Here is an 11,936-nt window from a genome sequence, read left to right as displayed (position 1 = left end):
CAGAAAAAAGACACTGATCATCTCCATGGTCAGTGTCCATCAATGGTAAAACTTCTTATTTTAAAACTTTTACTTTAACCGTTTTAACGCCCCAGTTTTTTGCCGCGGATTTGCTTGGAACAAATACGTCGATTTTGTTCCCTTTGATCGCACCGCCGGTGTCGGCAGCAGTCGCTTCTCCGTAGCCTTCAACATACACCTTGGATCCAAGCGGGATCACGTTTGGATCCACCGCAATAATCTTGGCGTTTTTATTGGCATTCAGATCAAAACCCGTAGCTGTCACGCCTGTCATTCCGCCGTCATTGGCAGTGTATGCCGTTGCGGTAACCGTCAGTTCTTTTGCAGCGCTTTGAGAGCTTTGAGATTCGTTTGAACGGGAAGCCGTTTCTTTTTCCTGCTTAGGTGCAGGCGCAGCTTTCTCAACTTTCGCTTCTTTTTGTACGGCAGGCTTTGTTTCCGCAGGCTGCGCCGCAGCAGCTTGAACCGTCGCCTGTCCGTCAACAGTTATGGATGTATTCGGGTAAATGATATCTGATTTTATGTTGTTCCAATTTTTAAGGTCGTTCACGGAAACGCCGAATTGTTGAGCGATTTTCCAGAGAGTGTCTCCCTTTTTAATGGTATATTGTTTCTTTTCTTCTGTCTGTTTTTCAGAAACGTTCAGCTTTTGTCCTGGAATAATCAGGTCTGAGGAAAGCTGATTCCATTCTTTTAAGTCCTGCAGATTTACCCCTTGTTTTTGCGAGATTCCCCAAAGGGTGTCACCTTTTTGGACTGTTACTTCTTTTGCAGAGGCACTCGCTCCGAATGCAGTTGAAGATAGTGCTGCAACTGCAACAAAGGACATAAACGTCTTCTTCATAAGTAAATCCTCCCTTGTTAGCTTTTTATTGTCCGGCTAACAGGAGCAATCGTAACATATGAAAATGTCAAATCAATAACAAAACAATTTGTTTTTGATTACAGTTATTTTACGAGGAGGATTTTCAGCCGTCCAAAAATCGGCATAAATTCAGGTGGATCAAGGGTTCCAATCTTTTTTTATCTGCAATAGGAGATTTACTAAAAAAACTTTTTACATATGATGTTTTTGGGTTTTTATGCTTCTTTCTCAGTTTTATAGGCTTGAAGCTCCTGTAGAAATACAGCGCCGTATTTTACTCTTTTTTGTTCTCCCACTCCTTTGACTGACAAAAGTTCTTCGTCTGTCAGGGGAACTTTCCCGCTCATTTCCCGCAGCGTTTCGTCAGAGAATATGACAAAAGGAGGCACGCCTTGTTCCTGGGCAAGCTTTCTGCGCAGCGCTCTTAACCGTTCAAACAATTCGTCATCTTTAACAATTTGACTTGTCTGCATTTTTTCTTTGCGCATCACCGCTTCCCGGCCGAGCAAAACGTTTCGCCCCTTGTTGGCGACAAAGAGAACGGGATATGTTCCGTCGGACATCTGGATGTACTCATCTGCGATTAAAAACTCTATAAAATCGCTGATGTCTGCAATAGACCGGTTCTTTAAAATTCCGTAAGTCGATAATTGCTGGAAGCCGTTTTCGGCCACTTTCTTATTTTTCGAACCTGCCAGAACTTGCGCCACCATGGTTTTTCCGAACCTTTCTCCCATGCGGATGATGCAGGACAGTACCATCTGTGCTTCCTTCGTCACATCGGTGATGCTTCGGGTGTCGAGACAGCTGCTGCACCTGCCGCAGTCTTCAGTCGAAACTTCGCCAAAATAAGAAAGAATAAACCGCTCAAGACAGCCTTCAGTATGGCAAAAATCAACCATTTGCCTCAGCTTTTTCACGTCTTGCGCCCGAATGTCTTCATCTTCTGTCGACTGTTCGATTAAAAACCGCTGAAGCCGGATGTCCTGAGGAGAAAATAGCAGGATACACTCGCTGTCAAGACCGTCGCGTCCGGCTCGTCCTGCTTCTTGATAATAGCTCTCCATGTTCTTTGGAATTTGAGCATGAATCACATAGCGGATATTGGATTTATCGATGCCCATTCCGAATGCTGAGGTCGCTGTCATCACACTGATCTCGTCATTTAAAAAGAGATCCTGCTGCCGGTCCCTTTCTTCATCATTCATCCCGCCGTGATAGCACCCGGCCGCAATTCCTTTTTGAGACAGGCGGCTTGATATTCTTTCGGCTTCCTTTCTTGTCGCTGTATAAATAATTCCCGCCTCTGAGCGGTTTTTCTCCACATATGATTCGATAAAACGATCCTTGTTTTCGCCTTTTAAAATTTTAAACGTCAAATTATCCCGTGAAAAACCGGTGAAAACCGTGCTCTCTTTTTCGATCCCGAGCTGTGTACAAATATCCTCATGAACCTCGGGCGTTGCGGTAGCCGTCAATGCCAATACGACCGGACGGGTGCCGAGGCTATTTAAAAAGCTTTCAATATGTCTGTAGCTCGGCCTGAAATCGTGGCCCCACTGTGAAATGCAGTGAGCTTCATCAATCGCTGTCAGCGGGATATGAATGCGGGAAAGCACGCGAATAAAATCGGGAGACGTCAGCCGCTCAGGTGTGACATAAAACAGCTTGTAGCCGCCTTCCTTTAAAACGGAAAGCCGCTCAGCGATTTCGCCATGGCCTAAAGAACTGTTCACGTACGCAGCTTGAATTCCAAGCTGATTTAACGCATCCACCTGGTCCTTCATCAAGGAAATTAAAGGAGAGATCACAATGGTTGTCCCCTCCATAAGGAGCGCGGGAATTTGGTAGCAGATTGATTTCCCTCCGCCCGTAGGCATAATGCATGCTGTATCCCGTTTTTCAGAAACAACCGATTGAATGGCTTTCTTCTGACCCGGACGCAGTGAAGGATAGCCATAATAGTGCTGCAATAAAGCTTCAGCTTTCTCTAGCATATAAATGAAACCCTCTCTTATCATAAACTTCTTCCTGTCCACCATGATATCATATTTAAACCGGCAATCAGCCTCTCTCCGTAAAATCGTCTACTCGATAAAGAAAATTCATTTTTAGCTCAAATACAAAAAACTCCGGCGATGATGTAAAGCGTCAGAGTATCAAATGAATCGTTTCGCCTTTCATTTAATCGCAGTTTGTTGTTCAGCTAATAATTGCAAACGCTTCGCTTCCTCCAAGCAAAGTGTTTTGTATGCCAGGGCTCCGGTAATGCTCGCTCTGTCCGATGCATCCCGACGCAGAGCGGAAAGCTCTGAAAGCACAGATGCCGCGTCGTCTTGTATCATTCCGCGGTCATGCAGCATTTGAATCAATTCATCGCCTTCAAGGCGGATCGCATTTTGATCAAATGTCGAGGCTGTTTCCCGCAGAACATTGTGAACATCAGACCAAGCGCTTTCGATCATGTTCTCCCCTGCCGGCGCTGACCGTACAGATGTCAGTCCCGATAACCTTTTTTCCCGTACGGAGACGAGCTTCTGAAGCCTTTTGTCAAACTCCAATTCAAAGTCCTTGTATTTCAGTTTGATCAATTCCTTCATCCGTTCAGACAAAGGTTCCTTTAACAGCAAAACGCACATCATCAAAGTAGCTGGCCATGCCAATGATTGAACCGTCGCAGAAACAAATTCAAGCCAATCCATAAAATCAGCCTCCGTTTCAAAAGGAAAGTTGTTTTGTGAAAGACCAGGTGGTAATGTTGAATCGAAAGGAAAATTTTGTGCAAAAGGGTGTGGTTTACCATGTGGATCATCATCATATTAATGATCATATTGATCGGATTTGCAGGAAACATTGTTGCCATGTTGCGAACGATTGTCAAGCAGAATGATAGAATCATCAGCCTCTTCGAGAATGAAATCAACAAAGGACATTAGACAAATGCTCAGGAAGTGAAGAATCGCGGAAGATACAAAACAGCTCTTCTTATTCGAAGACAAACAAGGAACCGGTCAGTGGCGGTGAGAGACGGCTTCTTTTCATGGTGTTTAAGAGCCGCTGGGATCGGTTTACCACTATATTAAATTGAATATTCAGATTAGTAAATATGAGTAAAGTCCTCACCTCTCTAACCGATACACATGTTAAGGAGGTGGTTATGTTGGATATTGCTGTTTTATCAATGGCCATGAGTCAGGCCGCTCTTTATCAAAACGTGCAAATGTCGCTGACAAAGACGGCTTTGGACACCGCCGAACAAAGCGCACAGCAGCTCGTTGACATGGTTCAGGCGCCACATCCCGTTTCAGGACATCATATTGACCTGAAAGGTTAAGGCCAAAACATACATTCAGCAGGCTGCAAAGTCTGCCGGATGTATGTTTTCCCGAAGAAATTTTTAAAAAAACCGCTGCAACCTCTTTATTTTTTCTGATTTTTGCACTATAATATTGTTCTGTGTCCCAGTAGCTCAGGTGGATAGAGCAACAGCCTCCTAAGCTGTGTGTCGGGAGTTCGAATCTCTCCTGGGACGTTTTAAATGAGAAGAGGCAAACCCTTGGTACGTAAGGGTTTGCCTCTTTTGTTAATGGCCGTGTTGTTGTTGCTTTAAAATAAAGTTGATTAAAAACATCATGAGAACCCATATATTATAGAAAGAACCCGTTTTGAAAAAAAGATTGATCAAAACGGATTCTTATCCAACGAATTTAAGTTTCGGTTTTATAAAAAAGTTTGAACATTTTCTGGTTCCTTTTGCGAAACGATCATTTCATGATTTACTTGGTTAAATTAAAGCTTTGCTCAATTAAGTTATAAACTTCTTCTTCTGAATCTATACGTTCTAAAACAAGTGATATCCAATTTTCCTTATCCATATGATATCCAGGTAAAATGCTCTTTCCATTTCTTAAACTGCCGCTTATTTCGGGAGGGCATTTTAAATTCAGAATATCTATTTCGTCATTTCCATCTAAGCCTAACTTTTCTGGGAGAACATTCATTACAAGACCATACCATTTTTCGTTAGATTCATGTCTTAAAGCGGCATAGTTTGGAAATTTTTGAAATGGGTAATCTGGCGATGTACCGAATTTTTCTTTGACATGCTTAAAGATATCTTCTCTTGTTAACATACTGAATCATTCCTCCAACAACTTAAATAGATTTTCGGCATTTGCCGATCCAGATGGAACAATGGTGAATTTTTTGAAGTCATGATGTGAAGGAGACATGTTTCTCCTGTAACGGGATTAACACCCTCAGTGGCTTTCTTGTAATCATAATATCCGGTGATGTTTCCTGCAAATGTGCTGCCTGCATCCAACACTTTTTCATACCACTCCCGCTCGCAAGATCTTCCTGTTTTTTGAGTGAGCTCTTTTTGCTTCGATTTCATATTGATTAGCCGGCTGCCTCGTATTTGATCATTTATAACTAGTTCATGAGATCTTTTCACCAAAAACCCGAGCTGGCAACAGCCGGCTCGGGCGGGGTCAATCCCTCTTATTCATTCCTCTTTTCTCTCGGGGTTCCTGATGATGTTTTTGGTGCTCCGGAGGCTGAGTCGCGCGTTCCAGCTCCTCTGTATCTTGTCCCATTCCTTTTAAAAAGGAGAATAGCAGTGTAACTGCTTTGTTGATTTCCGGGTCTTTGAGTGAGCGGATGACATCAAAATAACCTGTTTTCTCTTCGCTGTCCTTTTGTTCCACCGCGTTTGCCACCCCCGCATTCACTTTCAAAATGAGAGGTTCCAGCTGTTTCACGTCTAACATGCCGAGCGTCCCAAACAGAAGAAGCAGATTTTTAAGCGTGTTGGCCGTTTCCTCTGTATCTGCCTTTTTCACTAAGATGTCCAGAACTTTATCTCCTTGGCCAAAAAGGCCGCGGAGCATTGGCAAAACACCGCGCTCGTTCATGTGCCCAATCATATGCAGCGTTTCAAGAATGGCTTCCTTATTTTCGACTAATGCATCTTCTATTTCTTTCATATCACGCTTTCTCTGATCCTCTTCGGTTATCTCGATTTTCTGAATTCGTTTAATCGCTTTAGCCATTATGCCCAATCCCCCTTTTCACAGCGTCGCCAGGGAAAATATAATCGTTCCGCGCCCATTTCTTTTGTACCTGCACACCGATTTGCGGCTGCGGATTGCCGTTGCGGTGATTGATCTTAGGCAGCGGATTGGTTCCATCGCGCTTCAAAATTTCCAATTTGGCCGATGTTTCTTTGTATGCAGGCGTATCGGTATCCTTATCAGCATGGCTGCCTGTTAACAGGTTGATCGCTGCTTCCCCTGAATCGTTCATTGGCAGATACACTTCCTTCCCTTTGACACGATCAGTGATCAAGCACTTCACTTTGACATTTCCGAAAGGCGATGTGAGTCTGACAAGGGTTCCGTCCTGAATTCCCCGCTCTGACGCCAGTTCAGGAGAAATTTCTAAGAACACTTCCGGCGTTTTTTTCGAAATCCCTTTTGATTTGTAGGTCAGGTTCCCTTCGTGGAAATGCTCTAAGAGCCGCCCATTGTTGACGTGGATGTCATATTCCTCACCGAACTCTTCAGGCTCTGTCCACTGAACAGGGTAGAGTTTGGCCTTGCCGTCCGGGAAAGGGAAGCGCTCTGTAAAGAGTAAAGGCGAATCCTTTCCATCAGCGCTTACAGGCCATTGCAGGGAATTATAGCCTTCAAGGCGTTCATAGGTGACGCCGGCATAAATCGGCGACAGCATGGCTGCTTCCTCCATAATCTCTCCAGGGTGCTCATAGTGCCAGCCGGCGCCAAGCTTATTGGCTACCTCCATAATAATCTGCCAATCAGGCTTTGATTCGCCCAGCGGTTCAAACACCTGATACAGCCGCTGAATACGGCGTTCTGTGTTTGTAAAGGTTCCTTCTTTTTCAAGGCTCGGGCTCGCAGGAAGAACAACATCAGCAAACTCGGCTGTTCGTGAAAAGAAAATGTCCTGCACCACAAAGAAATCAAGCTTTTCATATGCGGCGTGTACATGATTGATATTGGAATCGACCAGACCCATTTCTTCACCTTTTACATACATCGCTTTCAGCTGGCCGGAATGGATTTTTTCGATCATTTCGTGGTTGGTCATGCCCGGATCCTTCGGCAGCGGCACACCCCACGCCCGCTCGTATTTTTGGCGGACTTGTTCGTCCGTCACTTTTTCATACCCCGGCATTCTGTCAGGCATGCTTCCGAAATCACTTGCCCCCTGCACGTTGTTATGGCCGCGCAATGGGTAAGAGCCTGCTCCCGGTTTACCGTAGTTTCCTGTCACCAGCAGCAGATTAGAAATTGCCGTGCTCGTGTCGCTTCCGCCAATATGCTGTGTCACGCCCATTGCCCACAATGCGCACACACTGTCAGCCTGACCAATCATCTCCGCCATTTGGATGAGGGTTTCTTGATCAATTCCGGTTTTCTCCTCGGCATATTCAAGGGTATACGGCGTTAGGCTTTTCACATATTCGTCCCGTCCGTTCACTCTTTCCTGCAAAAAGCGTTCATCTGCCTTGCCGTTTTCAATTAAATATTTGGCGATGGCATTCAGCCAGACGATATCTGATCCGGCACGCGGCTGGACAAATAAATCAGAGCGCTCTGCCATTTCGTGTTTTCTGATATCCGCTACGATCACTTTCTGTCCCCTCAGCTTATGAGCCCGTTTAATGCGAGTGGACAAGACCGGATGCGATTCAGACGTGTTCGAACCGATAATCAACACAAGGTCCGCTTCCGCGATATCTGTAATCGACCCTGAGTCACCGCCATAGCCGACTGTCCGGAACAGGCCGGCAGTCGCAGGAGATTGGCAATAGCGCGAACAGTTGTCGACATTATTTGTGCCGATGATCCCTCTGGCCAGCTTTTGCATGAGGTAGGATTCTTCGTTTGTACATTTAGAAGATGTAATAAAGGCAAGCGAATCCGGGCCAAACTCCTCTTTTAAATCCGTGAACTTACTGGCGATCAGCGATAACGCCTCTTCCCATTCAGCTTCGCGGAAATGGTCGCCTTCTCGGATCAGCGGCTTTGTCAGGCGTTCCTCGCTGTTGACGAAATCCCAGCCGAACTTTCCTTTTACACAAGTAGAAATGCCGTTGGCCGGCGCTTCCTCCTGCGGCTCGACTTTCAGAATGTCTCTGCCCTTTGTCCAGACATCAAAGCTGCAGCCGACGCCGCAGTATGTGCAGACGGTTTTCGTTTTTTTGATTCGTTCATCACGCATGGCAGATTCCATATCGGAAATGGCGAGAATCGAGCCGTACCCTGTTTCTACGCCTTTTGTGATCTCGATCATCGGACGCAGCGTTTCGTCATCGATTCCTGTTAAATATCCGGCTTCCCCCTCCATTCCTTTTTCCATCATCGCATTACATGGACAGACGGTAGAACAGTGTCCGCATGATACACAAGATGACTCATTGATCGGCACATCATTATCCCAAATGACGCGCGGGCGTTTCCGCTCCCAGTCTATGGTCAGTGTTTCAGTTACCTGAACATCCTGACACGCTTCGACACAGCGTCCGCACAAAATACATTGATCCGGATCGTACCGGTAAAACGGATTTGATTCATCCTTATGGTAAGGCTTCTGATCAAACGGGATGCTTTGGTGATTGACTTTCATTTCTTTCACCGTATTATGTATTTCACATCCCCCATTGTTGTAATCGCAAACTGTACAATAAAGCTCATGATTATATAAAATCTTGTCCATCCCGATAACCTGCGCTTTTTTCACATCAGACGAAAGCGTATCAATGACGTCGCCATCCTTTAATTCAGCGGAGCACGACCTCTTCAGCTCGCCATTGATGCTGACGATGCACGTATCGCATGTTTCAATCGGCCCTAAGCTAGGATGATAGCAAACTTGCGGCACTTCAATCGAGCTGTTATTCAAAAGCTGCAGCACCGTCTGTTCCTCGGACGCTTCCATTTCAACGCCGTTTATTGTGATTTTTTTCTTGTCAGCCATCTCCATTCCCCTTTCTTGCTTGTGTATATACCGAATTACCCATTTCTCTTCCCTTGCAAGGGATCAATAAAACATACAAAGCGCACTCACATGTTTTATTGCATCCTCACCGGGAAACGAGAGGGTAGATGAAAAAGAGGGATCAGCATGAAAAAAACAATGTCTGTTCTAACCGTGGCAGCAGCACTGACAGGCTCTCTTTCCGGCTTTGGGGCGCCGTCCTTTTCAACACCGACAAACACCGTAACTGAAGGCGCGCAATCCTGCATAGACTCCAGCCGCTCCTCCTGTGAAGCTGACGACCTTCATCATCATTCGATACATCCGAGTTCACCCTTGATAAGGGAAAGGTGCGTCTCCCATTCTGGCCAATAAAAAAGCGGCCACCAATCAGCTGCACAACATCCGTGTGCAAAAGATCAGTGTCCGCAGGCTCTCCTTCTTGGACTCAGGTATACGTTCATTTTTCTTGTCTCTATCGTATGACAAAGTGGAATAGAAAAAGTCCCCCATTTTATCCCCCTTTTTGTCGGATTTTTCTCGGAAATTGAACAATAAAAAAAAGCACTCAATCAGAGATTAAGTGCTTGAATATATTAAATTATTCTTCATCGTCCCAATCTTCGTCTTCTTCCCAAATTTCTTTTTTCTCTTTTAGTCTTTCAAAAAGAAAAGTTAAGAAATCTTGTTCAACAGTTCTTCCATAACCTCCTTGAGTTGCCCAAACAACTACAGGACATTCTCCATCAATCATTTTATTCGTATCTAGGCAGTAGGCAAAGATATCGATATCCTCTATCACTACTAATCCTTCATTTAGGTTGTAAAGCTCTCTATACTCTTTAGTTTTTTCAACTACAGATGCACTTACCAGATCGTAGCCTAAAATGTTAGCAGCGTAGATCCCTCCAGAACCATATTTTTTTAAAAACCATCTATAGCTCTCCGGAAGATTAACATTAAGTTCATTTTCAATAAATTTAACCTTTTCTTCAGAAACTCCTCCTGTAATTGTCGCATGGTCTTTGTTCTCATCAATTAATTTTTCTACTTTTTCGGTTAACAATTACAACACCTCTAATCATTTTAAATATTGTTTAGCTCTCCATTTCCAGTACCTATCCCGAAACCTATCATACTGACTTTCTAAAACAGGATCATTTCGAAAACTCTCTCCATTTCCTTTTAGCCCGTGTAATACCTTGCTATATTTAGTATGCCAGCTATTTGGAATCTCTGCCATAGCGCCAGGTTCTTCTTGTATTAGGTGGTGTAGGTTAATTTGAGTACCATCATTTGCAAAAGGTGGTCTTCCTTCCTTCATTAACTGTAAATTTGTCTTTCCACTTTTAGGATCAATTCTATTAATATCAACATCCTTAAACATATACACTCTCCGGCTTACATTTTTAGTCTCTCCTTTTGTCTTTACGTGTCCTTCTATTTCAACAGCTTCATACCGTTTTTTATTTAACCAAGGTAGATTTATATTTTTTCCTGTAAACGGTTTTCTGCTTATATCAGAGACTTTCTTCGCAAACTGAATAAGACTGTCTTTTATATGCTCCCCATTAAGTGCATGATAAGGAACTTTCCCTCCGCCTGCAAGCTGAATTTGCGGCGCAAAAGGGTTGTGTATTTGAATCCCTTTTATGTTTGAAGCAACCCTTTGCATCGATTTCTTGAAAGACGCTACGCTTTTTTCCAAAGCTTGTTTCGATACTTTTTTAGAAGCTTTAGTTGCTTTGGCAGCGACCTGCCCTACCTTCCCCGCTTTGGCGGCTTTTGCTGCTTTGTCAACGCCTTTAGAACCAACAATCGATGTCCCGACCATTCCAACGGCATAGCTAAACCATCTGGCTTGGGTGTAAGAATCACCATTGACGACATCTCGTTGATACGAGTCTTCAATTCCTTTTTTTATAATATTGAATGTGACATCAGGATGATGAAGTGTAAAGTTAATGCCCTCAATCGTTTCGTCTGCGTGAACGACCATGTCCCATAGGCCTACCGCAGTATCGACGACTGCATTTTTGAGTCCTTCAGCACTTCCTTTAATTGCGTTGCCAAAATCACGAGCGCCTTCAATTTGATTGAAATATCGCTGTTGCCAAGGGGAAAGGTTTTCGTACCCTATTTCCGCAGCCATCTCATAAAACTCTGAAGCCGTTGAAAAATTGAAATCATCAAGCTTCTTCTTGAGTTCAGAAATTTTATTATCCTGTTTGCTAACCTCGCTAACTTCTTTTTCAAGCTTTGATCTCTTATCCAGCTTATCCAACATGACGCCCATCGCTGTGTCTTGGCCACCACGTAAAGCATCCATCTCATCTGGCTTTAAAATCGAGCCCTTTTGGTAACCGGTGATTTCAATTTTAGGGCCTGTGTACATCTTTTCAAGCCTACTTATGTATCTCTGCATCGTTTCCAGGTCGTTTTCTGCGGTTTTTAGAGCGCTTGTCTGTTCCCTGTCGAACGTATGCAGCTTTTCAATTGTCTGATTGATTTCCTTTAAGGATTTCTGATTCTGTTCATGAAAATCGGTGTCATTCAAATCAGGGAAATCGACAATATGACTGACCTTCGCGATCGTGGCGTTCGATTTAGACACCAGGTGTTTGGTTGTTCGATTGGCCGCATTCAATCCTTGTTCTAGCTCGTGCTCAAGAAAGGTTTGCGAAATAAACCCGTTATGGTTTGGTTCCAGCGAATTCAATGCGGTTTTCATTTTCTTCAGCGTGGAACTGTATTCCTCTATGAAAGTATCATAGAACTGTAGAAAAGGGGTGTGGCACTCTTTGTAAAAGGCACGGATCGCGTCGCCACCTTTTCCTTTTAAAGCATCATCTAGTGATGCGATTTCCTCAACGCTTTTTTGGACTTTGTCGAATTCGTCTGATTGATGTTTTAATTGTTCCAACGTTTGATCAATAGCTTTGTGCAACGCCTGAACATCAAGAGTCTTCATAGCATTCTCCTCTAATACTAAAGTGACATACCACAAAATATTTTACCACTTTATAGAAAAGAATTGGTGAATAAA

11 protein-coding genes and 1 tRNA gene are annotated in these 11,936 nt (G+C 44.0%); 3 read left to right on the top strand and 9 right to left on the bottom strand.

Annotated elements, in window-relative coordinates:
- Positions 1–55: 55 nt before the first annotated feature.
- The 3 genes from M1E06_RS10595 to M1E06_RS10585 form a co-directional block, all read right to left on the bottom strand.
- Positions 56–865, bottom strand: coding sequence for a 3D domain-containing protein (locus M1E06_RS10595; protein WP_023855696.1), 810 nt, complete (start codon positions 863–865; stop codon positions 56–58).
- Positions 866–1,101: 236 nt separating this feature from the next.
- Positions 1,102–2,883 carry a DNA helicase RecQ gene (gene recQ, locus M1E06_RS10590; protein ID WP_080131569.1) on the bottom strand — a complete coding sequence of 594 codons (1,782 nt, stop codon included), beginning with the start codon at positions 2,881–2,883 and terminating at the stop codon, positions 1,102–1,104.
- A gap of 183 nt (positions 2,884–3,066) precedes the next feature.
- A complete protein-coding gene (locus M1E06_RS10585) occupies positions 3,067–3,588 on the bottom strand; it encodes a hypothetical protein (RefSeq protein WP_020451772.1) in 522 nt (173 codons plus the stop codon).
- A gap of 99 nt (positions 3,589–3,687) precedes the next feature.
- Here M1E06_RS10585 and M1E06_RS10580 point away from each other — a divergent pair, with 99 nt between their 5' ends.
- From M1E06_RS10580 to M1E06_RS10570, 3 genes are all read left to right on the top strand, one after another.
- Positions 3,688–3,822, top strand: a complete 135-nt coding sequence (locus M1E06_RS10580; RefSeq protein WP_257878874.1) for a hypothetical protein — start codon at positions 3,688–3,690, stop codon at positions 3,820–3,822.
- Between the two features lie 221 nt (positions 3,823–4,043).
- The gene (locus tag M1E06_RS10575; RefSeq protein WP_003182594.1) at positions 4,044–4,220 is read left to right on the top strand and encodes a YjfB family protein; all 177 of its coding nucleotides are present in this window, start codon (positions 4,044–4,046) and stop codon (positions 4,218–4,220) included.
- 124 nt (positions 4,221–4,344) lie between these two features.
- A tRNA-Arg gene (locus M1E06_RS10570) sits at positions 4,345–4,418 on the top strand.
- Positions 4,419–4,662: 244 nt separating this feature from the next.
- On the opposite strand, the gene M1E06_RS10565 is transcribed toward M1E06_RS10570, so the two are convergent.
- From M1E06_RS10565 to M1E06_RS10540, 6 genes are all read right to left on the bottom strand, one after another.
- Complete coding sequence (locus M1E06_RS10565; protein ID WP_023855693.1) at positions 4,663–5,019, bottom strand: MmcQ/YjbR family DNA-binding protein; 357 nt, start codon at positions 5,017–5,019, stop codon at positions 4,663–4,665.
- The gene (locus M1E06_RS10560; RefSeq protein WP_025811318.1) at positions 5,013–5,282 is read right to left on the bottom strand and encodes a pre-toxin TG domain-containing protein; all 270 of its coding nucleotides are present in this window, start codon (positions 5,280–5,282) and stop codon (positions 5,013–5,015) included. Before M1E06_RS10560 ends, M1E06_RS10565 begins: the two co-directional genes overlap by 7 nt.
- A 97-nt stretch (positions 5,283–5,379) precedes the next feature.
- Positions 5,380–5,940: a DUF1641 domain-containing protein gene (locus tag M1E06_RS10555; protein ID WP_035338574.1), complete on the bottom strand. Its 561-nt coding sequence runs from the start codon at positions 5,938–5,940 to the stop codon at positions 5,380–5,382.
- The gene (gene fdhF, locus M1E06_RS10550; protein ID WP_035338573.1) at positions 5,933–8,890 is read right to left on the bottom strand and encodes a formate dehydrogenase subunit alpha; all 2,958 of its coding nucleotides are present in this window, start codon (positions 8,888–8,890) and stop codon (positions 5,933–5,935) included. Before fdhF ends, M1E06_RS10555 begins: the two co-directional genes overlap by 8 nt.
- A gap of 601 nt (positions 8,891–9,491) precedes the next feature.
- Complete coding sequence (locus M1E06_RS10545) at positions 9,492–9,956, bottom strand: SMI1/KNR4 family protein (protein ID WP_080131423.1); 465 nt, start codon at positions 9,954–9,956, stop codon at positions 9,492–9,494.
- Positions 9,957–9,971: 15 nt separating this feature from the next.
- Positions 9,972–11,861, bottom strand: a complete 1,890-nt coding sequence (locus M1E06_RS10540) for a T7SS effector LXG polymorphic toxin (RefSeq protein ID WP_080131424.1) — start codon at positions 11,859–11,861, stop codon at positions 9,972–9,974.
- Between the last annotated feature and the right edge of the window lie 75 nt (positions 11,862–11,936).

The sequence above is a fragment of the Bacillus sp. AK124 genome (assembly GCF_053903085.1).
The sequence above is the reverse complement of the archived record's forward strand: the minus strand, read 5'-3'. Positions and strand labels throughout refer to the sequence as shown.